The following is a 22,180-nucleotide window of genomic DNA, read 5'->3' as shown; positions in this document are numbered from 1 at the left end:
GAGCAGACAATGAGCAAAGCAACTGAAGTTATTTCGCCAGATACCTCTGCGCCTCATGACGGTCACCTACATGATGACCATGAACACCACGATCATATTCCTAAAGGGATAACGCGTTGGTTGTTTACCACTAACCACAAAGACATAGGCACACTTTACCTGTGGTTTGCCTTTATTATGTTTTTAGTTGGTGGTGCGATGGCCATGGTGATCCGCGCTGAACTATTCCAACCCGGTCTACAAATTGTAGAGCCAAACTTCTTTAACCAAATGACTACGGTACACGGGCTTATCATGGTATTTGGTGCAGTAATGCCAGCCTTTACTGGGCTCGCAAACTGGCTTATTCCCATGATGATCGGCGCCCCTGACATGGCGTTACCGCGCATGAATAACTGGAGCTTCTGGATTTTACCAGGCGCCTTTCTCATTCTATTGAGCTCGCTCTTTATGGAAGGCGGCGGCCCTGCTTTTGGATGGACTTTCTACGCGCCCCTTTCAACGACTTACAGTGGCGATTCGACAGCGTTGTTTGTGTTCTCTGTTCACATCATGGGTATTTCATCCATTATGGGTGCGATTAACGTGATTGTGACCATCTTTAACATGCGTGCGCCAGGCATGACCTGGATGAAAATGCCGCTGTTTGTATGGACGTGGCTTATCACGGCATTCTTGCTGATTGCGGTAATGCCAGTGCTCGCCGGTGCGGTTACCATGGTGTTAACTGATAAGTTCTTTGGCACGAGCTTTTTTGATGCTGCTGGTGGCGGCGACCCGGTTATGTTCCAGCATATTTTCTGGTTCTTCGGGCACCCTGAAGTGTACATTATGATCTTGCCCGCTTTCGGCATTATCTCGCAAATTGTTCCTACCTTCTCTCGAAAGCAGCTGTTTGGATACGCGTCTATGGTGTACGCCACGGCGTCGATTGCGCTGCTCTCTTTTGTTGTATGGGCTCACCATATGTTCACCACGGGCATGCCGGTGTACATGGAAATGTTTTTCATGTTTGCCACCATGCTTATCTCGGTGCCTACTGGCGTGAAAGTGTTTAACTGGGTAGCGACCATGTGGCGCGGCTCACTGAGCTTCGAAATGCCAATGATGTTCGCTATTGCCTTTATTGTGCTGTTCACCATTGGTGGGTTGTCAGGGCTAATGTTGGCGATCACGCCCGTGGACTTCCAATATCACGACACTTACTTCGTTGTAGCCCATTTCCACTATGTACTGGTAACTGGCGCGGTCTTTTCCATCATGGCTGCGGTGTATTACTGGTTGCCTAAATGGACGGGAAAAATGTATGACACAACCTTAGCTAAATGGCATTTCTGGTGCTCATTGGTATCGGTCAATGTGTTGTTCTTCCCTATGCACTTTGTGGGTTTGGCTGGTATGCCACGCCGTATTCCTGACTATGCATTGCAGTTCGCTGATTTTAATAAATGGATAAGCCTGGGTGGTTTTGCATTCGGTTTATCTCAGCTCATCTTTCTTGCCCTGCTTATCAAGGCATGCAAAAAGCAAGGTGAGCCGGTATCAGCGCAAGTTTGGGACGGCGCAGAAGGATTGGAATGGGAAATTCCATCACCCGCTCCTTATCACACGTTTGAAACGCCACCTGTCGTTAAGTAACGGTAGGTGGAGTTGTGAATAGGTCATTCCTTTCAACCGGCAAAAGCCGATGGGAATGACATTCACACATTGCAGGTGGTGAGGGAGATAAACGACTAAGCAAGCGTTTACCAACCTTCATCTATGGATTTACCCGGAGGTCACGTGATGTCACAGCAAAGCGCAAACAACAAGATGGTTATTAAACTTGTTGCTATTGTCATTGGCATGTTTGGCTTCGGCTTTGCCCTTGTTCCCTTGTACGATGTATTTTGCGACGTTACGGGAATTAACGGAAAAACCGAAGGCACGGCTGCGGTTTATCAATCGGTTGAGATTGATGAGTCGCGAGAAGTGACCGTCGAGTTTATTACTCGCACAAATACCGGTATGCCGTGGGAGTTTCGTGCTGAAACCAAGCGCGTGAAAGTGCATCCTGGCGAACTTAATACGGTGTCGTTTTATGTGAGAAACCCTGCATCAAGCAATATCGTAGCTCAGGCCATTCCCTCTGTATCCCCCGGAACGGCAGCACTGTACCTGAACAAGACTGAATGCTTCTGCTTCAATCAGCAGCCATTAGATGCGGGTAGTGAAGCCTATATGCCCATGCAGTTTTATGTAGACCCTCAGCTACCTGAAGAAATTACGTTTTTTACCTTGCAGTACACACTCTATGACGTCACAGCGCGAGCCAGTGACCTAACGACAACACCGAATCCCTTTATGGCTTCAACACCATCAAATGGCGAATAGGCCGAAGGGGTAAGGAGAAGAAAATGCAACCCGAAGTACAGAATCACGAATACCAAAAATATTATGTACCCGCACAAAGTCCATGGCCCATCGTAGGGGCCGTTGCTCTATTTCTTATCGCCGTAGGTGCGGGCAATTATGTGGTGCAAGCAACCAAAGGTGAAACAGGCTATGGCGGTCATATCCTTTTAGCGGGGATAGCAGTATTGCTCGTTATGCTTGTAGGTTGGTTTAAAAATCAAATAGACGAATCTATGGCAGGGCTTTACAGCGATCAGCTGGGGCGTTCATATCGACAAGGTATGAGCTGGTTTATCTTTTCAGAGGTGATGTTTTTCGCTGCGTTTTTCGGCGCCCTCTACTACGCGAGATTTATTTCCGTTCCGTGGCTGGGCGGCGCATCGAACAACGCTATGACCAATGAGGTCTTATGGCCGACCTTTGAGGCCATGTGGCCGCTGGTGTCAACGCCAGGCGGCACTACCACACAGGAAATGAGTGCTGCGGGGTTGCCCACAATCAACACGGTTATCTTGCTTATCTCATCTATTACACTGCACTTCGCTCATGTGGGACTAGAGCAAAACAAACGCAAACAGCTAACCCTAATGCTGGGTATCACTATCTTACTTGGATGTGGGTTCTTGTTCCTACAGGTAGAAGAGTACATACATGCGTATCGCGACTTGGGGCTTACGCTTCAGTCAGGCATTTACGGAAACACCTTCTTTATGCTCACAGGGTTTCACGGCATGCATGTGACCCTTGGCACCATCATTCTAATTGTACTGTTTTTTAGGGTCTTAAAAGGCCATTTCACGCCTGAAAACCACTTTGCGTTTCAGGCGGGGAGCTGGTACTGGCACTTTGTAGATGTAGTGTGGGTCATGCTCTACATCTTTGTTTACGTACTTTAAAAGGGAGCCCCAAACTCAGTAAGGCCTTGGGTTTGGGGTAATTAAACCGGTACCAATAGCGATAAGAATAATAATAACAATGACGGCAGAAGTGAGCACGCGTCGACCAATGTACTTACTCATAGGCCCTTTTGATGTGTCATTTTTCATCATGATTCGCATCGCCATGAACAAATTCACAATCATGTACAGCACCAACGCAACAAGGACTATTTTTATCAACATATTCACCTCTGTTTTTATTCTAATTTTGCATGGTGCGAAATAATCATGTTTTCTCGCACTCGCCACGTTATTCCTTGGTTACTCACGGGCTTTAGTGTGGCGATTATGTGCGGTTTAGGGTACTGGCAACTTGATCGCATGGTCCAAAAGCAACAACGCTTAGCTAGCATAGCGCAAAAGCAAAGTAATGGAACCTTGAGTTTAGAAGAGGCGTTGTCTCATGATGATCCTCGGGATATTACCGTATCGTTCAGCGGCGCAATAGACGCTAACCATGTGTTGCTATTAGATAATCAGATTCACAATCAGCGGGTGGGTTTCGATGTCATCGTACCGGTAAATACCAATGTCGGGTGGCTCTTGGTTAACTTTGGCTGGGTGCCTGCGCCAGACTTAACACGCACGCTACCGGAAATAAGTTTTACAAGCCAAACGCGCGAATTAATCGGCGTGCTTAGCGTGCCGGGTAACAACCCCTTAGTGAAAGAAACTAACATGGCTTTGTCGCAAAGCCCCGCGCTGGTACAACACATAGAATTCCCTGCACTAAGCAACGCCTTAGAGCGCAAACTTTTACCCTTTATTCTTCACCTTACCACGCCTGACCCCGCGTTTATTCGTGAACATCAGGCCGTCGTAATGTCTCCTGAAAAGCACCTTGGCTATGCAGTTCAATGGTTTGGTTTAGCCATTGCCGCTGCAGCCATTGGCGGCTTTGCAATTAGTAAGAAAGGACGTAGTTATGAGTAATGCTGCTTCGAAAAAAACATTAATTATTATGGTAGCCGTGTTTGTTTTACCTGTTGTTTTGGCAAAGCTCGCACTTGATAACGATTGGTTTACTAAAGGCGCGACAAATAAAGGTCAGCTGCTCGCGCCGACCATCGACATGAGTGCGCTTTTAGAAAACGCGGAACCTAAATGGCGTTTGTTGTATGTGATGCCAAGTAAATGTGACGCAGTGTGCGAGAACGCACTTTTTAGCATTAACCAAGTGTGGCTTGCGCTAGGTAAAGAATCGGACCGTGCCCAAGCAGTGGTCGTTACTACCGCTTCAAGCGACCAAACTGCGATAGCCGCGCTAGAAGACTACCCTTTTGTCGAAACCTTACCCGTTACTACACCAACGGCGCTTGCCTCTAGCAGTGTTTATATTGTTGATACGCAAAATAACGCCATGCTCTTTTACGACATTAAAGACGATAGAAAAGACGCCGTGATGGAAAGCCGCAACATGCTGGCAGATATGAGAAAGCTCCTAAAATTATCGCGTATAGGATAATGGCCATGAAAAATTTAACCCTATTCAGTATTTTTTTGGCGGCGGTCGTTATTATTCTCGGTGCGTATACGCGTTTGACCGACGCGGGGCTAGGATGCCCCGACTGGCCTGGATGCTACGGTAATTTAACCGTGCCTTTGAGTGAGGAAAAAGTGGCACAAGCCAACGCCGCTTTTCCCGAACGTCCAGTTGAGGCGTTTAAGGCGTGGAATGAAATGATTCACCGCTATTTTGCAGGAACGCTGGGGCTGTGTGTACTGGCTATTGCCATTATTGCTATTCGGCAGCGCGATAAAGGCACGCCCGTTAAATTACCTCTGTTACTGCTGGGGCTTATTATCTTCCAGGCAGCACTTGGTATGTGGACCGTGACGCTCAATCTGCTTCCCGTCGTAGTTATGGGGCATTTGCTGGGGGGCTTCTCTGTACTCTCTTGCCTGTTTATTCTCTACCTCCGCTTGCGCAACACCGCAGGCGATGCATCGAAAACTAAACAAGCGCCCATAGCGTCAGCTATGCATGATCAGGATATTACCGACTTACCTCAAGCCAAAGTCTTTCAGCGAAACCTTAAACTTTTCGCCTTCATTGGGCTTGGCGTGCTTGTTACCCAGATTGCTCTTGGTGGATGGACTTCTGCCAATTATGCTGCGTTGGCCTGTACGGAAATGCCGGTCTGTGAAAGCGGTTGGCAGGAAAGAATTGATTTGGCAGGTGCATTCAGTGTGCCTGATGCAGACAACTATGAGTTTGGTGCTCACGATTACGGCGAACGAGTTACCATGCACATAGTGCATAGGTTCGGCGCGGTCATCACGTTTTTATACTTACTAGCACTAGGTATAAGTGTGTTGGTAAGCCGTTACACCACAAGTAAACAAAAATATGTGGGTACGTTTATGTTGGTAGCATTGTGCACGCAAGTGGCATTAGGACTTAGTAACATTATCTTTATGCTGCCGCTGGCTGTCGCTGTAATGCATAACGCGGTCGCAGCCGTGTTACTTCTCTCCCTACTCAACCTCATTTTTACCGTATTCTTGGCACTAGAAAACGATAACGTCTTCGGTACAGAAAAACGAAATACAGGCTCATTCTCAGGTTCGAAACCACTGCAGGGTGCAGGTGCATTTAGCATCCACGAAGCGCCTTTGCACGACCCTTTAAACGCGTCAACGTCTTCTCATATTCTCCCTAAAGCTCCAGGAGGTTTCCATGGCTAAATCGGTCTCTTTACATGCGCGTACTTCACGTCAGCACAATGTAGTCACGTGGCGAGATTACTATGAAATGACGAAGCCTAATGTCGTCATGTTGTTGCTGTTAACCGCGTTAGTAGGCATGTGTTTAGCTACGCCTTCGTGGGTAAACGCAACCGTACTTATCTGTGGCTTATTGGGTATTGGTATGTTGTCTGCGTCTGCTGCGGTTATTAATCACGTTGTCGACCATAAGATAGATAGTGTGATGGCGCGTACTTTTAATCGCCCCGTCGCAAAAGGCAAGGTTAGCGTAAACAACGCGCTGTGGTTTGCAGGCGTTTTAGGTGTGGTTGGATTTGTAGTGTTAGCTCTTTTTGTGAATATGCTAACCGCGTGGTTAACCTTAGCAAGTCTAGTAGGCTACGCGTTTATCTACACGATGTATTTAAAGCGAGCGACACCGCAAAACATCGTGATTGGCGGTTTAGCAGGGGCTGCTCCACCGCTTCTAGGTTGGACCGCGGTTACAGGGGAAATACATGCCCATGCCCTGCTTTTAGTGCTGATTATCTTTACCTGGACGCCGCCGCATTTTTGGGCGCTCGCTATTCATAGAGAAAAAGATTACGCCAAAGCGAAGGTGCCCATGCTGCCGGTAACCCACGGTGTGTCATTTACGAAAACGTCAGTGTTGCTGTATACAGTATTGTTGGGGCTTGTATGTTTGCTGCCCTACCTTACAGGCATGAGCGATCTCATTTATTTGATTGGCTCAAGTGTGCTTAACATTGGGTTTTTATACTATGCATTAAAGTTAAAATTCGATGCAGAGCCACAAACTGCAATGAAAACTTTTAGGTTTTCAATTATTCATCTCATGGTATTGTTTGTCGTATTACTCTTAGATCACTACATACCACTGAGTTTATGAATCAACGAACTACCGTCGGCCTTGTTGCATTTTTAGCGCTATGTGCAGGCATCGTAGGGGCGCTGTATATCGCGCCCCCAAATGTTGAAAGTCAGCCTGAATACTTTCAGACTTACCCAGAGCCGAGAGCATTATCACCGTTTTCACTTACATCTCATCAAGGTGAAGTGTTTGATAATTCGTCGCTTGAAGGGCAGTGGAGCTTAGTATTTGTGGGCTATACCTTCTGCCCCGATATTTGTCCAACTACCATGGCTGAATTGAACGGTATATATCCTGAACTAAAAGCATTAAATAGTGTCGAACCTATTCGAATTGTTTTTGTATCCGTTGATCCAAATCGCGATTCAATTGAAAGACTTTCAGAGTATGTGAGCTATTTTAATGAGGAGTTCATTGCCGTAACTGGAGAGCACAAGGCGCTATTCCCGTTTGTACGTAATTTAGGAATGATGTATGCCATTGCTGAAAGTACCGATAACCCCAACTATTTAGTTGATCACAGTGCATCTGTCGTACTTGTCGACCCTGAAGCTAGGGTGATAGGAAGATTCAAACCAAAAAGAGAGCCAGGAAAGCTATCGATAAGTGATTCCCAGCAAATATTGGCTGATATGCCAATAATAATCTCGAAGCAGTAATATGGAAATCAAAATAAGGCAAGGTGTGGCATCTGATGCTGCGCAAACTACGCCGCTTATATTGAATGCGGCGCAGTCTTTGTTAACGTCTATTTTTGGACAAAATAAAAATAAAACAGCTGAGGGCTACCTGTCTCATGCATGGGAGCTCGGTGGCGGGCAATATGGCTTTAAGAATCATTGGGTGGCGTGTAGCGGCGACGAAGTACTCGGTGTTGTGACCTCTTGGCACAGCAAACTTGGTGCAACATTTGATAGGGCGACCCTTGATAGCATCACATCGTACTTTACCCTCGATGAGGCTATGACAGTGCTCATGCGCAATCAGACCGTGGCCATCAATCTTACGCCGCCTACTAATACCGAACTCATGATAGGCCATCTCTCTGTTGAAGAAAGTGCCCGTCGAACGGGCGTGGGAACGATACTGGTAGATGCTATGCAAGCGCGAGCAGAAAAACTGAATAAACGTAAAGTGGTACTAGATGTTGAAGTGTCGAACGTGCCAGCCATTCGTTTCTATCAGCGCCATAGTTTTGTGGAAGAGTCGATAAATAAAGGCTTTATTCGATTTTCTAAACCTGTATAGGTAAACGTTTCCTTATATAAGCGCGAGCCCAATCAATATGCGCTCGCGCTCAAGCATAGATGTGCCTTATCGACATGCCCTAGTCTGGGTAATTGCCGTTCTCATCTGCCACAAAGAAGGGCGTAGAGTACCAATAATAACGCCCTGATTGCGCATTAGACGGTGCTGTACAATTCACACGTGAACGTCCTACTGGAAGCGTTTCATCAAGGGTAAACGTAAGCACATTTTCTTCTAGGCTAGTCTCTATAGGGTCGCCGCCGAAAAAACAATTTACTTGTGTAAGGCGAACATCGTCACTGTCTATCGTTAAACTAATGGGCGATGACAGGTTTCGCGCTGTCATACGAGGGTCTTTATGTGAACTTTGCGTCACTGGCATGGCAAGACTATTAAGCTTGGTCTTTAGCGTTGCCAAATTGGCGTAAGGACCGGCCGCGGGGAAGCGCGGTAGTGCCTGCATGTCGCTAGATGGACCCACAGCCCCGGAATGCTGCCCGAATCCAATGTAACCTTCAGCTTTGAGCTTATTAGCGAGCGCCGTGTTGTATTCACCAAACGGGTACGCTAAATATTTAAGGCTAATATCCAGTTTATCTTCAATCTTCTTTTCAGCACTTTCTACGTTCTGCCAAACTTTCTCCAGCCATGCGTGCTCGCCCATTGCTTGCTCACCGTTTAGCATATGAAGGTGGTCTAGCGTGTGGTTGGCAAAAACAACGCCATCGTTATGCATAGCAATAACTTGCTCCCATGTTAGCTGCTTAGGACCTACGCCAATTTCATCAGGGTTGATAAACACTGTATAGGGAAAACCTAGGTCAGCCAGTATTGGGTGAGCATTGTCTAAAATGTTTGCGTAGCCATCGTCAAACGTAATCGCAACCGCATTTTCTGGCAGTGTAGTGTTGTGTTGTATCGCAGAAACAACGTCCTGAAGCGAAACAACAGTGTGGTGTGCGTCCAAGTATTCCATGTGCGATTTAAAGGCTTCAGGCGAAATACTGGTACTGGCTGGTGTTGAAGACGACACATGGTGATAAAGCAAAATGGCGGCGTTAGGCGTGGTGCTCACACTAGAGTCGATGTTACTACCACTTTGTTCCTTTGTAGTGGAAGTCGCATCAGCAACAGGGTTTGCATCTGAGCCTGAAGCAATGCTAGGTGAGACCAACAAAACATTGAAAATTCCCGCAAGCATTGAAGATAACATCTTCAAACGCGTACGACTCGTCGTTCTATTTTGAATTACATTGTTGGTTTTCATATCATCATCCACTGAGTGCCTAATCAAATTCAATAGCATGGTAAACTCCAAATAATGCGACTTGGCCAATCTTATACATGGTCAAGCTGGTACGCATTTCACTTATGCCGCTGCATAGGTTGATAGTATATAGCGAAATTAACCCCTACTGAGATCATTTATGTCCCCTGCCCAACTAACTCAGCGCTCCTTTTTTGACGACCATTCCCGTCTGTTGGCGTTAGCGCTTCCCATGATCTTAGCGAATATTACTACGCCTCTATTAGGTTTGGTGGATACCGCGGTTTTGGGACACATGTCTTTACCAGCCATGCTTGCAGGGGCTTCGGTGGGCGCACTTATCTTAACGCAAATATACTGGGTGTGCGGGTTTCTTCGCATGTCATCAACAGGCTTGAGTGCACAAGCTAAAGGCTCACCGAACAATACATTAGAGTCAGCAAAAGTGCTGTGGCAAACGGTGGCGGTTGCTCTAGTGCTGGGGGCTGTGGTACTTGCTCTTCAATCTCCTATCTTGTCTATAGGCTTAGCTTTAACTCAGCCAAACAGTGAAGTTGCCCTGCATCTTCAAGACTATTTTTCGACCCGGGTATGGGGCGCACCAGCTGCCATGCTTAATCTGGCATTAGTTGGATGGTTAGTAGGGCAGCAAAAAACGCGCAGCGTCATGGCTATTCAAATTGTGGGAAATTTATTGAATGCGGGACTCGATGTAGTGTTTGTGTTCGGGCTTGGTTTGTCTGTAGCTGGCGTGGCGCTGGCCAGTGTTATCGCTGAGTATACCATGGCTATAATGGCGCTAGCGGTGGCGTTTAAGCGCGTTGGCGGTGTCGCGGTGAGTGCATCGTGGTTTAACCGTGCAGCTCGGAAGGTACTGATGAAGCTTAACGGTGACATGCTATTACGTAACTTAGCATTACAGGGTTGCTTAGCGTTTCTCACCATTCAAGGTGCCCGTTACGGCGAAACGTCGGCGGCCGTCAATGCCATACTCATGCAGTTCTTTGTTCTTATTGCATTGGGACTTGATGGCATAGCCTATGGTGTGGAAGCGCTGGTGGGTGAAGCCAAGGGGGCGTCTGACAGCAGCGAAGTGAAACGACGCACCTACCAAGGGTTAGTCTGGTCGAGTATTTTTGCCCTTATTTATAGCTTGATATTTTTCGCTGGCGGTGAAGACATTATCGCGCTGCTTACCGAACATAGTGACATTGTAAAAGCTGCGCTACCTTATCTTGGTCTAATGGTATTACTTCCTCTATTAGCGCATTGGTGTTTCTTGTACGATGGCGTATTTGTTGGTCTTACCCGAGCTAGCGCAATGAGAAATACCATGATAATAAGTGCGTTAGGGGTGTATTTCCCCGTTTGGTACCTCACGCAAGATCAGGGTAACGTCAGCCTTTGGTATGCTCTACTTGCCTTTTTACTCGCTCGCGGTGTGACATTGGCCTGGAGCTTTTATCGACTAGATAAACGTGGTGAGCTAGCGATACCGCAAAGCTAGTGTTTTATAACGCTTCGCTGACCTTACTTAGGGAAGGCGTGCTGAGCACGCTGCCTCTCTCAGTTTTTCTAGGGCATCACATCATTCAGTATTATTCTTGCTACTGTGTTTTTTTCGCGGTTCTTTTTTGCACAATGATAATAGTGTGTAGTTCAGGGTGCTGGTCGAATTCAACGTGACGAACAAACCCGCCTGCTTCTATCAATATTTCTATGTATCTATGTAGCCCCAGCGAGGCGTAGTAGACTTCTGGACCCATCACTTCGTTTGTGTGTTGGCCGCTTTCATCTGTACCCCCACAGCTAAAAAGCAACACTCCGTCATCGTCTAAGTGATCCACTAGCTTCTTAAGCAAAGGCTCTTGCTGCGTTAGGGGAATATGCCAAAAGCTATCCCAAGCGCTAATAAACGAATAGTGTTTGGGGATAGTGAATGTACACACGTCGGCGCAATAGAAGGTATGAGCGGGTAATTGGGACGTCGCAATAGCCAGCATATCTTTGGAAACATCAATGCCTTCGTAAGTTAGCCCTGCGCGTTCGATAACCGGGACAAAACGATTGGTGCATCCGCAACCTATGTCTAGTGCGTAGCCTCGTTTCTTTGGTTTGTCTTTATTGCTCGCTTTTCCCTTATCAAGCGCTTCTCCCTTATCAAGCGCTTCGCTAGGCACCGTATCAGGCTCTTGTGATGGGGTGTCCGCTAAAAATGACAATGCTTTTTGGTAGGCGGTTAACCCATTTTTCTGATTAAATTCAGGACGAGTCCAAAGGTGTGTAATGGTGTCGTAGGCCTTGCCAGTTTCTTCAGGTGTCATATTCCCTCTGTTAGCTGAGCTTTTTCTGGTTCAAGGTTAATTCATCTAGCAACAATGTATAGTGCAAAGTGCAAAGTGCAAAGTGCAAAGTGCAAAGTGCAAAGTGCAAAGAAGAGAAAAGGCGAAACCCGTTTAGGATATTGAGCGGCCGGACAGCAACACCTATGCAGTTTCGTTTGGTTAGGGCTTATATGTAGACTTAACTAGGCATTACCCAAAGCGCTATTACTCAAAGGGCTTTGGGCCAAATAGACAGCTTAAAGCAAATAGCCTGCAAAAAGAGCGTGATCATTTAAGCAGGCAGCACTACAGCGAGTTTCTTACGATGTGCGTGGCACAGAGTTTGTTGCCCGCTGGGTCTCGCAGATAAGCAAGATACAGTTGGCGTTCCCCATTGCCTCGAATACCCGGTGGGTCCTCGCATGGCACGCCCCCATTTTCGCTTCCTACTTTATGCCATTCATCAACGATGTCTGGTGTTCGAGCGGCAAGGCCGAGCGTGGTGCCATTACCGTGTGTGGCAGCCTCTCCGTTAATCGGCTTTGTTAGCGCTAAAATACCTTTAGGCGTGTAGTAAAATACCCGTCCATATTCATCAAAAACGCCTGGCTCGTATCCTAATACTCCTAAAATAGCATCGTAGAATTTCTTTGATGCTTCAAGGTCGTTCGCACCAATCATTACGTGGCTAAACATAGCTGTGTCCTCTGAAAATAGTAGGGCCAATTCCCTTTTATCAAAGTTAGGTTATATGTGTTTCGCTACTTACCCTTTGCTAACGCTTTGGGGAGCTAATGCAAAATCTACCGCAGCTGAAGCATGGATAGCGGTAGTATCGTATAACTTAACTTTGGTGTGATGTTGTTGAACTAATAAGGCAATTTCTGTGCAGCCTAAAATGATGCCTTCAGCACCCTCGGCCGCCAGTTCATTTATAATGTCAATATACGCGTTACGGGATTCAACACAAATCACGCCCTTGCATAATTGTTCATAAATAATGTTATGAACCGTGTCTCGTTGTTGGGCATTTGGAGTAACAACCTCAATGCCAAAAATCTCTTTAAGGCGGGATGTATAAAAGGTTTGTTCCATGGTGAAGCGGGTGCCCAGTAGCCCAACTTTCTTAAGCCTATCTTGTTGCAACACGCACCCCGTAGCGTCGGCAATGTGAATAAGTGGGATGGTGATCTTTTGCTCTATGTCAGCTGCTACTTTGTGCATGGTATTGGTACAAATTAATATGGCTTTTGCACCCGCAGTTTCTAAGTCCTGCGCCTCGCGGATCAGTATATCGGCGGTTTTATCCCATTCTCCTTTATGCTGAAGCTGCTCTATGTGGGCAAAGTCAACGCTGCTTATTATCAGCGGTGCGCTGTGAAGGCCGCCAAGTCGAGCGTTTACACCACGGTTTATGGCTTGATAGTAACTGACCGTTGATTCCCAACTCATTCCGCCAAGCAGGCCCAGCTTCTTTGTTGTATTCACCACAGCTCCTTTTCATATTGTTAGGCACTTTGCGCAATCTCTAATCTACCTATAACCCGAGACGAGCGCTAGGCGAACATAAATGAACGGGAGACAGCTGCGCAATGTAGAGTATGGCGTATGGGTAAAACTGAGTGCAATCAGACTGGCTTACATAAAGAATAGGGCAAGAAGGTATGGCGTAGAGCAGGAAGTAATCAGAATTTAGGCGGTGGCTTTTTGTTTTTTATAAACGAAAAACGTTGAATAAAAATTCCCCAGTAACCCAACATGGCGATAGCGAAACCGACAAATAATATAAGAAGGCTCAGGTAATGCAGCGTGATATGAAGTTCACTTAAGGTAAACAACAGCAAGACGCCGACAACGAAAATAGATAGACCTATTTTGAATCGTTGCCAGCTTTTGTGAATGTCTTGCTTTAGCATGAGATAGTTATCGAGATATACACTTAAGCAAGTGCAATATTACGCTTAGTAGTAAGAGTGCTCACCCGCTTGGTGCTCAGTCGCATCGCGCACGCCCTTAAGCTCGCCAGCGAATTGCTCAACCATTTGCTTCTCAATACCTTCTTTAAGCGTTACGTCTACCATTGAGCAACCATTGCAGCCGCCGCCGAACTGAAGTATGGCGTAGCCGTCGTCAGTCAGTTCTGTCAATACAACATTGCCACCATGGCTCGCTAACTGAGGATTGATTTCCGACTCAATCATATAGTTAATTCGCTCAATTAATGGTGCGTCGTCAGACACTTTACGCGCTTTGGCATTAGGTGCTTTTAAGGTTAACTGTGAGCCCATTTGATCGGTAACGTAGTCAATTTCCGCTTCCTCTAAATAAGGCGCGCTTTCTTCATCTACGACCGCATCGAAACCATTAAATGGCAAACGGGTATCCGTTTCTTCAACCGCGTCTGGTGGGCAATAGGACACGCCACACTCAGCCGACGAAGTGCCTGGATTTACGACGAATACACGAATATTCGTGCCAGACTCTTGTTTACTCAACAGTTTTACGAAGTGAGCCTGGGCTTCTTCTGATATAGTTATCATCAGCAAGTCCTACATATTTTGAAATTTGGATTATTGTATCAAATTTACCTGAGTAAAACAGTCAGGTATTAATTAAATAAATTATTCCAGTGAATCGAATTTGTTGAGAGGCGTGCACGTCGCCACTATTCTCAACCATAACAACAAGACGGGAAGCGCTATGTTCGCGAAATTGCATTACACCGCCAGAAAGAACTCCTTATCACTTGCTTCACTATTAGCTCTTGGCACTATTGCTTTTGGAGCAACGAACAGTCAGCAAGCGTCAGCACAGCCAGCCTTACCATCAGCCGTTACTATTGCACCTGATGTAGGCGGGCAGCCGGTGACAGCATACCTACCTGATACGGTATCCTACAACCCAGCTATTCCCACGCCTGAATCGATACTAGGCGCCAACATTGGCGAATGGCATGTGCGTCACGACCAAGTCGTCAATTATATGAAGCTACTTGCCGAGAAGTCTGACCGTATCACCATTGAAGAAACCGGCCGTACTCACGAAAACCGCCCACTTCTGTTACTGACAATCACAGCGCCCTCAAATAGAAACAATATTGAGGCGATGAGGCAGCAACACATTGATGCAATGGAAAGCGGCAAGAAAGTAGGTAGCGATGCACCCCTTATTTTCTACATGGGCTACAGTATTCACGGTAACGAGCCTTCCGGAACCAATGCTTCACTTGCGTTGGCTTATTATTTGGCCGCGGCTGAAGGTAAAGAAATTGATGCCTTGTTGAATAACAATATTGTGCTGTTTGATCCGTCTTTCAACCCCGACGGGCTTTCTCGATTTGCTCAGTGGGCAAATATGCACAAGGGCAAGCAGCTGGTTTCTGACAGTCGACATCGTGAACACGATGAGGGGTGGCCGTCAGGTAGAACAAATCATTACTGGTTTGATTTAAACCGCGACTGGCTATTACTGGCGCACCCAGAGTCGCAGGCGCGAATTAAACAGTTTCATAAATGGCGCCCACATATCCTCACCGATTTTCATGAGATGGGGACAGACAGCACCTATTTTTTCCAGCCTGGTGTGCGCTCGCGTAAAAATCCACTGACGCCTGATGAGAACGTTACGCTAACTGAAGCGCTTGCCCAGTATCACGCTGCCGCGTTTGATGAGCAAGGGGAGCTCTATTTTACCCAAGAAGCGTTTGACGATTTCTACGCAGGCAAAGGCTCGACCTATCCAGATTTACACGGCAGTGTGGGTATTCTTTTTGAGCAAGCAAGCTCACGGGGCCACATTCAGGACTCTATTAATGGCAAGCTTGCCTTCAAAGACACCATAGCAAATCAAATTACTACGTCTTTAAGCACTTTTAGAGGCGCATTGGCAAATAAGGCTGCTATTCTCGATTATCAATCGGGTTTTGTTAAGAGCACAAAGTCACTGGCTGAAAAGGATGAGCAGGTAGGTTTTGTTGTTAGTGCATCGAATGACACAGCTCGCTTTAACGCATTTGTTGCATTGCTTGAACAGCATCATATTAATTACGAGGTGTTGACGAAAGATGTTGAGGTAAGCAAAGTTCGCTATGGTGCAGGTAGCGCGATTTATATTCCTTCAAACCAGCCTCAATACCGTTTAGTAAAGTCAATTTTCTCTACCCAAACCTCGTTTGAGAACAACACGTTTTACGATGTATCAACGTGGAATTTGGCTTTGGCTTTCAATTTGGATTACGCGCCTCTAGATAGGGGCGATGCGCGAAGCCTAAAACTTAGCGACAGCACCGCACTTGCACAACCCGCACTTAATGATATTCACCCAGACGCATACGCGTATGCGTTTTCATGGCAGCAGTACTATGCGCCAGCCATGCTGCAAACGTTATTGGAAGCTGGCGTTAAGGTGCGTAGTAGTGAAGAAGCGTTTTCCGCTATTAAATACGATGGCAACAGCATTGAGCTTCAGCCTGGCAGCATAGTTGTACCGAAAGGGCTGGGTCAGCCAGAAAACTTGGCGGCCATTTTGCGCGATGCGCAACAGCAACTTCAGGTGCCTGTGTTTAGTTTGCGCAGTGGGTTAACACCCACTGGGCACGATTTGGGTAGCCGGAGCATGGCACCTGTTACCTTGCCACAGGTGTTAATAGTGGGCGGCGAAGGCACCAGTGAATACGAAGCAGGTGAAATATGGCACTATTTCGACACAAAAGTGGGGCTGGCTGCCAGTATTATTGAGCAACAACATCTGACAAGCGCGCTTAATGATCCGAGCGTTACTTATACGCACCTTTTATTCCCTAGCGGTGGATATCGCTTTAGTGAAAGTGAAAGAACTCAAATTGAGCAGTGGGTGAAAGCCGGTGGCGTAATCGTGGGGCAGAAATCCGCGTTGCGTTATTTCGCTCAACATAAATGGTTAGACGTAGAAATTGTTAGTCGAGAGAGTATTGATAACGCGTTCGATGAAAGCGAACTCAGCTATAAAGATGGCGCTTCGTTATACGCCAGAAAGTTGGTGGCTGGCGCTGTGTTTGAAGCGAATATCGATAATACTCATCCATTGTTCTACGGCTATGATGACGACACGCTACCCATGTTTAAAACCAATAATATGATAGTGGAGGCTAGTAGTTCACCCTTTATAACGCCTGCGCGCTACACTGATGAGCCTCTCATGGCTGGGTTTAGTGACAAAAGAATGGTTGCGCTAATGGCTGAATCAACTGCTGTGACGACTCAAAAAATGGGTCGCGGCGTTGTCATTGGCTTTACCGACAATACACAGTTTAGAGGGTACTGGTATGGCACGAACAAGATGCTGGCCAATGCAATCTACCAATCGCATTTTATTCGCTAAATCAGTTTGAAAGGCGCGGCGAATGCCGCGCTTTTCATTATCACCGCTTCTGATCACTAGGCTTTCTGATACAGACTGCTTTTAGGCGGTGGCGTAAATGCCGCGACCCACACCTGAATGTGTAAATTTGGGTAGCGTTTTTTGAGCCTTTTACTCAATGTATTCACGGTCACGCCGGTGGTGAGTACGTCATCGACGATTGCAACGCTGAAGTTGCTGCCATCTTTAATGCCTTGCGCTATTGCTATCTCATCATCGATACACTGCGTCGATAGACTAAATACACGGCTTGCGTTTTCGGCTCTCGCCATTTTGGATAAGTGATGCTGCACGCTAAAGCCCCGTCGTTTGGCCCACGACTGGTTAACTGGAACATTCAGCTCACTGCTTATGCTTTCACACAGAAGCGTAGCCTGATTGTAGTGCCGTGTAGCAAGTCGCCATGCACTAATTGGCACCGGAAGCAGCACATTGGGCACTGATAAAGTGCACTGTCGCATTTTATGGACAAACCAGTTACTTAATACTTTTCCTGCCGTAAGGGAATGCGTAAACTTTAACTGGTGAACCAGCGATGACATTGGCCACGTATGAAGTCCCAAAACGCGTAACGCGTCATAGTGGCTATGCTTGACGTGGCCTGCCACAGGGCCATATTGAAGTAAGTTACTTCCGTGCAGCGTGGCATCGAAAAAAAATATGTCATCTTCACACCAGTGACATACTGGCGTAGGACTTGCCTGATAACATAGCAAGCATGAAAGGTTCATAGTGTTGATTCCATCAACTTCCTTGAATTGTCGAACGTCGACCTGTTTTCATTATTTCGTGTTGCCTCAAAAACACGTGACTGCCTAAGGAGGTGTAAATGGAAAGTTTGCATACAAACGGCGAGCTTGTCACCCGTACTCAGGGTACAGGCGTAGATGTGGTATTTCTTCATGGTTGGGGTATGAACAGCGGAGCGTTCACATCCTTTATCCCTTATTTAAGCGATAATTTTCGCGTCACCACCATAGATCTTCCTGGGTTTGGGGAAAATGCAGAGTTCGTCCCGTCACCGTATAACGTGGAAACATTGGCTCAATCCATTGCGAACCAACTGCCAGACCAGTGTGTGTTGGTTGGGTGGTCATTAGGTGGCCTAGTTGCCCAAAAATTAGCGCTGTTAGCACCAGAAAAACTTACCGGACTGGTAACGATTGCTTCAACACCTCGATTTATAGCAGGGCCTTGTTGGCCGGGTATTGCTGCCGATTTACTTTCAATGTTCGAGACTCAGCTTGAAAAGAACTATCAGAAAACACTGGAACGTTTTTTGGCAATTCAAGCGATGGGCAGCGAAACGGCAAAGCAGGATATTAAGGCGATCAGAGAACAGGTAACCCAATTCCCAGATCCCGCCGAGGAAGCGCTTAAGAAAGGTTTACGCATATTGTCTACTGAAGACATGCGTCAAGACGTGGGGCGAATAACTACACCCACATTACGATTGTATGGCAGGTTGGATAGTCTAGTGCCGACCAGCGGAATAGATCGTATATGTGAGCTACATCCGCAGGCTGATACCGTTGTTCTGCCTCATGCGTCGCATGCGCCGTTTATTTCACATCCTCAGCAAACTGCTGACATTTTATTTCGCTTTGCCGCTGGCGTTTACCAGCAAAAGGCGTCTTAATAAAGCGATGACATGAAGCTTCAAACCGCCGCTTGCCGATAGTTTGAAGCTTTTCTTATCTTTGACAGCCTAATAAAAATCTCCTGCTTACAATAAGTTAATGACAGGGTGTGATACATGTCTTTCCATTTGTGTGAAATTGGTTAATAATTGCACATGAGAGGTTAGGGGTAGTGTATGACAAGTATTGATGGTTTAGGTGCAGGCTCTGCATTTGCAGCGGCTCAATATGGTTTACAAAATGCCAGCGACGGAATTTCGCAGGCAGCATCAAATATTGCTCAGCGAACTGCTGAGGATGCGGTAGCACCCGCTCAACCTATTGCGACCAATACCGACACAATAAACACGTCATCGAATTCAACGTCTACCTCCACGCGTCTCACTGACGACTTAATCGCGCTCAATGTAAACGAACGTAATGCTCAAGCCTCTGCCAAAGTACTAGGTGTTGCCGATGAGATGCTTGGTACCATCATAGACGTGCTTGCGTAGGTGGAGCAGTTACGGTGAATATCGTTACACCAATCCTTAACGCCATTGCTTATCCCACGGCGAACATAAATACAGAGTCTGCACGTAGAGATAACGTGCAGCGTGAAACTATTCCCCAAGCGTCAGATTCCCAGCAAGGGGCTTCTCAGAAAGGCTTGGGGTCAGAAGCCGATAAAGCGAAGAGCCCCGGCCAGCCGCCAGCGCCGGTTACTTACGAGCGCCCTCAGGTACAAACAGAACTTCAAGCTGCCTTTCAAAACGTATTTGGGCAACAGAAAGATAATGCGCAGGATGAGAGTGCAGGCAAGCAGGGCGCGCAAGACAGGCAACAAGAACAGCAAGAGAAACAAGACGCTGCTGAAATTGAGCAGTTAAAAGCCCGGGATCAGGAAGTAAGGGTTCACGAGCAAGCGCATGCTTCAACAGGCGGTCGGTACGCCGGTGCTCCGCAGTATGAATACACTACAGGCCCTGACAATAAACGCTATGTGACCGATGGCGAAGTGTCGATTGATGTTTCAGAAGAAAAAACGCCTGAAGAAACGCTGAAAAAAATGGAGCAAGTACGCGCAGCCGCCCTCGCACCAGCTGAACCTTCATCACAAGATTTAAAAGTGGCTGCAGAGGCTTCTCAAAAAGCCACAGAGGCCCGTAGCGAGATTGCCAAAGGCCAAACAGAAGCAGCTTCAACAGGTTCTACCTCAGCACAAAGCAATGGCATTGTTGCAGACTCAGGGGCAGCCTTGCAGCCCGATACAAATATAGGCACCGCAACCGATTCTATTGCGAATATGGTGTTAGATAATCAATCCTCATCAGCAGACACACAAGGCTTTCAGGCAAATGAGTCTAATGCGATGCAAACACGAATTGGCCGAATTCAAAATGCTTATTTGCAAGCTTACACCCCCTCTAGAGAAGGTTTATCGCTTCAAGCATGATAACGTGCGATTAACGCTAGCTGCTTAATATTGCACGAACGATTTAGCCCGTCATAGCTAAGGGCTAAATCGCGAAAAAAGCACTTTCACTTCCCTTGCATTGCTTTCAAACCAGCAGGACTTAATAATCCAGTATTGCCTCTGTAAACGGATATTTAGGTGAGCCGCCAGTGATGTCTGAAAGCACCGAGTTCATGGTATCTACGTCGCTATCGAAGCCGCCGTGGGACGTGGCGGCGGTGGCATCACCTTCTTTCCCTTCACTGTACTTAAACGTCACGTTAGGCAGCGGCTGATTAAACACAGCCATACCTAACAAGGGCATCTCTGGTTTGGATTCAAACGCATTTGATACTAAATAGAGCAACGACTTCTGGTAAATGCGCGCCACGTGGTCATCTTTTTCCAACGCTTCAGATAAGTTGTAAACCGTGGTCGATTCAATGTGTTTACCTTCTATAAGCGCAGAGAGCTTTTCGTTGAACAAGGGGTAGCTAATGGCTGGAGCCAGTAAATGCAGACTCTTAATCGTTATGTTTTCATCAACTTTACACAGCCTAGATAGGCTGTGTGCATGAAAAATAGAGCCTGCCGAATGACCGACGACATGCAGCTTAATATCTGAATTGTCTTTCAAGTAGGCGGCCAATTGCGTTAGGAAATACGTACCATCTGATGTGGTACGGGTAAAGGGCGTGCAAGCGTCTGATTTCATTTCTCGCCACAGTGCGCTGCCTACTTTACGTGTTGCCCATTCTAGTATGCGGTCAGTGTAGTCAGTGAAGGCTCCAACTTTGTTGCTAATCTCTTTATTCTTAAAGCCCAGAATATCCTTAAGTTCTTCTAGCATACCCGTGTCGTACATGAAGTGAATGGGGTAAATATCGTTTTTAAGAAAGGTGTCTTTCATGGCAGCAATGCGTTTAGCCGAAGCTTTTATGCTATTTAAGCCGCCGTGTGCATATAGCATTACATGGCGATGGTTACTGTCAGAAAGTTTTTCAATAATGGCATCGACGTGGTTTTTATTGCTCCAATATTTACTTCTGGTATCAAAGTGCCCGTCGTCGAAATGAACGAAGTGATCTTGAATGCTCACCCGTGGTGTGGAGCGAGAAAACAAACCCTGTGCAATAGAGCGCGTAGCCTGATGGTAAGTTCCTGTGCCAGAGATAGGAAGTGCGAGTTGAACAACCCACGCATCCATAACGTTTAACGCCCAGTCATCGTAACGCCAAAGTGCCAGCCCTGACTTCTTCCAATCCGTCCCCCAGGAGTTTTGGATCCAGAACCCTTCATCGTTGTAGCCTACAATGGCAAACGCGTGGCCACCCATGGGTTCAGGCCTTAGGCTTATTACATCACCTTCGCTATCTTTCCAGCCTTCGTGAATTCTTGCAGACACAAAAATAACGCCCACTTCATTAAGCGCGGCGTGAAAATCGCTAATTTCTCGTTCAATACGGTAATACGCACCTAACCTGTGATTACTTGCGTTGTTAGCAATGGCAAGGGACATTTCAAACTCGTTGCTATGCTTTATGTCTTCAGTTAGTGAGTAGTTACACACACCGCTATTATACCAACCTTTAATGGCACCGCGGCAGCTTGAGCCTTCATACGCTTCACCTAACCACTCATCATGACGTTTGGCCATGGCATAAAGCATCCACGGGCTAACAGTATGTTTTCGGCCTTGCTGACGGTAAATGAAATTAATGGTAGCGGCCAATGCAAAGCCGGTGCACGCTCCATCTTTACCTTGGTCTAAAATAACCAAATTGCCTGGCGGGTCGATAAAAGGCTTAAGTGGAGTAAGATTTGGCTGGTAATAACGATCCCGAAGGTCGGGGTAATCGGCGCTGACATTCAGCATGTTTTTTGAGACAGGCGAGTTCATAAAATCATCCTTTGATGAGGGCAGATAATCTTTGCTGTACAGTTGGATGATTATGCT

The 22,180-nt window shown here is 46.7% G+C and carries 22 protein-coding genes; 14 read left to right on the top strand and 8 right to left on the bottom strand.

Annotated features, from left to right (window positions below):
• Positions 1-9: 9 nt before the first annotated feature.
• From ctaD to BZA03_RS18870, 3 genes are all read left to right on the top strand, one after another.
• Positions 10-1,638 carry a cytochrome c oxidase subunit I gene (ctaD, locus tag BZA03_RS18880; RefSeq protein WP_039228778.1) on the top strand — a complete coding sequence of 543 codons (1,629 nt, stop codon included), beginning with the start codon at positions 10-12 and terminating at the stop codon, positions 1,636-1,638.
• Between the two features lie 147 nt (positions 1,639-1,785).
• Positions 1,786-2,373 carry a cytochrome c oxidase assembly protein gene (locus BZA03_RS18875; protein WP_014951384.1) on the top strand — a complete coding sequence of 196 codons (588 nt, stop codon included), beginning with the start codon at positions 1,786-1,788 and terminating at the stop codon, positions 2,371-2,373.
• 23 nt (positions 2,374-2,396) lie between these two features.
• Complete coding sequence (locus BZA03_RS18870) at positions 2,397-3,290, top strand: cytochrome c oxidase subunit 3 (RefSeq protein WP_014951383.1); 894 nt, start codon at positions 2,397-2,399, stop codon at positions 3,288-3,290.
• A 15-nt stretch (positions 3,291-3,305) separates the two neighbouring features.
• Here BZA03_RS18870 and BZA03_RS18865 read toward each other — a convergent pair whose 3' ends face one another.
• Positions 3,306-3,515, bottom strand: coding sequence for a DUF2909 domain-containing protein (locus tag BZA03_RS18865; protein ID WP_039221374.1), 210 nt, complete (start codon positions 3,513-3,515; stop codon positions 3,306-3,308).
• A 45-nt stretch (positions 3,516-3,560) separates the two neighbouring features.
• Between BZA03_RS18865 and BZA03_RS18860 the strand changes: the two genes are divergently transcribed.
• Genes BZA03_RS18860 through BZA03_RS18835 form a run of 6 tightly spaced genes read left to right on the top strand, consistent with a single transcriptional unit; the run spans position 3,561 to position 8,160 of the window.
• Complete coding sequence (locus BZA03_RS18860; protein WP_014951381.1) at positions 3,561-4,265, top strand: SURF1 family protein; 705 nt, start codon at positions 3,561-3,563, stop codon at positions 4,263-4,265.
• Positions 4,258-4,797: a hypothetical protein gene (locus BZA03_RS18855; protein WP_014951380.1), complete on the top strand. Its 540-nt coding sequence runs from the start codon at positions 4,258-4,260 to the stop codon at positions 4,795-4,797. The genes BZA03_RS18860 and BZA03_RS18855 overlap by 8 nt, the downstream gene beginning before the upstream one ends.
• Positions 4,798-4,802: 5 nt before the next feature.
• Positions 4,803-6,020 carry a heme A synthase gene (locus BZA03_RS18850; RefSeq protein WP_110289617.1) on the top strand — a complete coding sequence of 406 codons (1,218 nt, stop codon included), beginning with the start codon at positions 4,803-4,805 and terminating at the stop codon, positions 6,018-6,020.
• The gene (gene cyoE / locus BZA03_RS18845) at positions 6,013-6,930 is read left to right on the top strand and encodes a heme o synthase (protein ID WP_014980735.1); all 918 of its coding nucleotides are present in this window, start codon (positions 6,013-6,015) and stop codon (positions 6,928-6,930) included. Before BZA03_RS18850 ends, cyoE begins: the two co-directional genes overlap by 8 nt.
• Entirely contained in the window at positions 6,927-7,571 is a 645-nt protein-coding gene (locus BZA03_RS18840; RefSeq protein WP_049588448.1) for an SCO family protein, read from the top strand. Before cyoE ends, BZA03_RS18840 begins: the two co-directional genes overlap by 4 nt.
• Position 7,572: 1 nt before the next feature.
• Positions 7,573-8,160: a GNAT family N-acetyltransferase gene (locus tag BZA03_RS18835; RefSeq protein ID WP_014951376.1), complete on the top strand. Its 588-nt coding sequence runs from the start codon at positions 7,573-7,575 to the stop codon at positions 8,158-8,160.
• A gap of 79 nt (positions 8,161-8,239) precedes the next feature.
• Here BZA03_RS18835 and BZA03_RS18830 read toward each other — a convergent pair whose 3' ends face one another.
• Positions 8,240-9,466, bottom strand: a complete 1,227-nt coding sequence (locus BZA03_RS18830; protein ID WP_110289576.1) for a polysaccharide deacetylase family protein — start codon at positions 9,464-9,466, stop codon at positions 8,240-8,242.
• Between the two features lie 121 nt (positions 9,467-9,587).
• On the opposite strand from BZA03_RS18830, the gene BZA03_RS18825 reads away from it, so the two are divergent.
• Positions 9,588-10,934 (top strand): MATE family efflux transporter, encoded by a 1,347-nt coding sequence (locus BZA03_RS18825; RefSeq protein WP_110289575.1) that lies wholly within the window; start codon positions 9,588-9,590, stop codon positions 10,932-10,934.
• Positions 10,935-11,034: 100 nt separating this feature from the next.
• On the opposite strand, the gene BZA03_RS18820 is transcribed toward BZA03_RS18825, so the two are convergent.
• The 4 genes from BZA03_RS18820 to nfuA form a co-directional block, all read right to left on the bottom strand.
• The gene (locus BZA03_RS18820; protein ID WP_110289574.1) at positions 11,035-11,751 is read right to left on the bottom strand and encodes a class I SAM-dependent methyltransferase; all 717 of its coding nucleotides are present in this window, start codon (positions 11,749-11,751) and stop codon (positions 11,035-11,037) included.
• A 306-nt stretch (positions 11,752-12,057) separates the two neighbouring features.
• Positions 12,058-12,447, bottom strand: a complete 390-nt coding sequence (locus BZA03_RS18815; protein ID WP_110289573.1) for a VOC family protein — start codon at positions 12,445-12,447, stop codon at positions 12,058-12,060.
• Positions 12,448-12,516: 69 nt separating this feature from the next.
• Positions 12,517-13,239, bottom strand: coding sequence for an aspartate/glutamate racemase family protein (locus BZA03_RS18810; protein ID WP_110289572.1), 723 nt, complete (start codon positions 13,237-13,239; stop codon positions 12,517-12,519).
• 473 nt (positions 13,240-13,712) lie between these two features.
• On the bottom strand, positions 13,713-14,291 hold the full coding sequence (gene nfuA / locus BZA03_RS18800; protein WP_014951369.1) for a Fe-S biogenesis protein NfuA: 579 nt from the start codon (positions 14,289-14,291) through the stop codon (positions 13,713-13,715).
• A gap of 160 nt (positions 14,292-14,451) precedes the next feature.
• Here nfuA and BZA03_RS18795 point away from each other — a divergent pair, with 160 nt between their 5' ends.
• Entirely contained in the window at positions 14,452-17,109 is a 2,658-nt protein-coding gene (locus BZA03_RS18795) for a M14 family zinc carboxypeptidase (RefSeq protein ID WP_110289571.1), read from the top strand.
• A gap of 56 nt (positions 17,110-17,165) precedes the next feature.
• On the opposite strand, the gene BZA03_RS18790 is transcribed toward BZA03_RS18795, so the two are convergent.
• Complete coding sequence (locus BZA03_RS18790; protein ID WP_014951367.1) at positions 17,166-17,879, bottom strand: ComF family protein; 714 nt, start codon at positions 17,877-17,879, stop codon at positions 17,166-17,168.
• Positions 17,880-17,977: 98 nt separating this feature from the next.
• Here BZA03_RS18790 and bioH point away from each other — a divergent pair, with 98 nt between their 5' ends.
• The 3 genes from bioH (at position 17,978) to BZA03_RS18775 (ending at position 20,223) form a co-directional block, all read left to right on the top strand.
• Positions 17,978-18,787: a pimeloyl-ACP methyl ester esterase BioH gene (bioH, locus tag BZA03_RS18785; RefSeq protein WP_110289570.1), complete on the top strand. Its 810-nt coding sequence runs from the start codon at positions 17,978-17,980 to the stop codon at positions 18,785-18,787.
• A 177-nt stretch (positions 18,788-18,964) separates the two neighbouring features.
• Entirely contained in the window at positions 18,965-19,282 is a 318-nt protein-coding gene (locus tag BZA03_RS18780; protein ID WP_014951365.1) for a hypothetical protein, read from the top strand.
• 14 nt (positions 19,283-19,296) lie between these two features.
• On the top strand, positions 19,297-20,223 hold the full coding sequence (locus BZA03_RS18775) for a putative metalloprotease CJM1_0395 family protein (protein WP_110289569.1): 927 nt from the start codon (positions 19,297-19,299) through the stop codon (positions 20,221-20,223).
• Positions 20,224-20,344: 121 nt separating this feature from the next.
• Here BZA03_RS18775 and BZA03_RS18770 read toward each other — a convergent pair whose 3' ends face one another.
• Positions 20,345-22,123 (bottom strand): C1 family peptidase, encoded by a 1,779-nt coding sequence (locus BZA03_RS18770; RefSeq protein WP_110289568.1) that lies wholly within the window; start codon positions 22,121-22,123, stop codon positions 20,345-20,347.
• Between the last annotated feature and the right edge of the window lie 57 nt (positions 22,124-22,180).

Origin of the sequence: Alteromonas sp. I10, assembly GCF_003201515.1 — a bacterium.
GTDB classification, from domain to species: Bacteria; Pseudomonadota; Gammaproteobacteria; order Enterobacterales; family Alteromonadaceae; genus Alteromonas; species Alteromonas macleodii.
The sequence above is the reverse complement of the archived record's forward strand: the minus strand, read 5'-3'. Positions and strand labels throughout refer to the sequence as shown.

Bases quoted from the DNA above. Each gene is read 5' to 3' on its own strand.
- BZA03_RS18870 (WP_014951383.1), top strand. From the start codon at position 2,397: ATGCAACCCGAAGTACAGAATCACGAATACCAAAAATATTATGTACCC.
- BZA03_RS18790 (WP_014951367.1), bottom strand. From the start codon at position 17,879: ATGAACCTTTCATGCTTGCTATGTTATCAGGCAAGTCCTACGCCAGTA.
- BZA03_RS18865 (WP_039221374.1), bottom strand. From the start codon at position 3,515: ATGTTGATAAAAATAGTCCTTGTTGCGTTGGTGCTGTACATGATTGTG.
- BZA03_RS18860 (WP_014951381.1), top strand. From the start codon at position 3,561: ATGTTTTCTCGCACTCGCCACGTTATTCCTTGGTTACTCACGGGCTTT.
- BZA03_RS18780 (WP_014951365.1), top strand. From the start codon at position 18,965: ATGACAAGTATTGATGGTTTAGGTGCAGGCTCTGCATTTGCAGCGGCT.
- bioH (WP_110289570.1), top strand. From the start codon at position 17,978: ATGGAAAGTTTGCATACAAACGGCGAGCTTGTCACCCGTACTCAGGGT.
- BZA03_RS18830 (WP_110289576.1), bottom strand. From the start codon at position 9,466: ATGCTATTGAATTTGATTAGGCACTCAGTGGATGATGATATGAAAACC.
- BZA03_RS18795 (WP_110289571.1), top strand. From the start codon at position 14,452: ATGTTCGCGAAATTGCATTACACCGCCAGAAAGAACTCCTTATCACTT.
- BZA03_RS18840 (WP_049588448.1), top strand. From the start codon at position 6,927: ATGAATCAACGAACTACCGTCGGCCTTGTTGCATTTTTAGCGCTATGT.
- nfuA (WP_014951369.1), bottom strand. From the start codon at position 14,291: ATGATAACTATATCAGAAGAAGCCCAGGCTCACTTCGTAAAACTGTTG.
- BZA03_RS18825 (WP_110289575.1), top strand. From the start codon at position 9,588: ATGTCCCCTGCCCAACTAACTCAGCGCTCCTTTTTTGACGACCATTCC.
- cyoE (WP_014980735.1), top strand. From the start codon at position 6,013: ATGGCTAAATCGGTCTCTTTACATGCGCGTACTTCACGTCAGCACAAT.
- BZA03_RS18855 (WP_014951380.1), top strand. From the start codon at position 4,258: ATGAGTAATGCTGCTTCGAAAAAAACATTAATTATTATGGTAGCCGTG.
- BZA03_RS18835 (WP_014951376.1), top strand. From the start codon at position 7,573: ATGGAAATCAAAATAAGGCAAGGTGTGGCATCTGATGCTGCGCAAACT.
- BZA03_RS18815 (WP_110289573.1), bottom strand. From the start codon at position 12,447: ATGTTTAGCCACGTAATGATTGGTGCGAACGACCTTGAAGCATCAAAG.
- BZA03_RS18875 (WP_014951384.1), top strand. From the start codon at position 1,786: ATGTCACAGCAAAGCGCAAACAACAAGATGGTTATTAAACTTGTTGCT.
- ctaD (WP_039228778.1), top strand. From the start codon at position 10: ATGAGCAAAGCAACTGAAGTTATTTCGCCAGATACCTCTGCGCCTCAT.
- BZA03_RS18820 (WP_110289574.1), bottom strand. From the start codon at position 11,751: ATGACACCTGAAGAAACTGGCAAGGCCTACGACACCATTACACACCTT.
- BZA03_RS18770 (WP_110289568.1), bottom strand. From the start codon at position 22,123: ATGAACTCGCCTGTCTCAAAAAACATGCTGAATGTCAGCGCCGATTAC.
- BZA03_RS18850 (WP_110289617.1), top strand. From the start codon at position 4,803: ATGAAAAATTTAACCCTATTCAGTATTTTTTTGGCGGCGGTCGTTATT.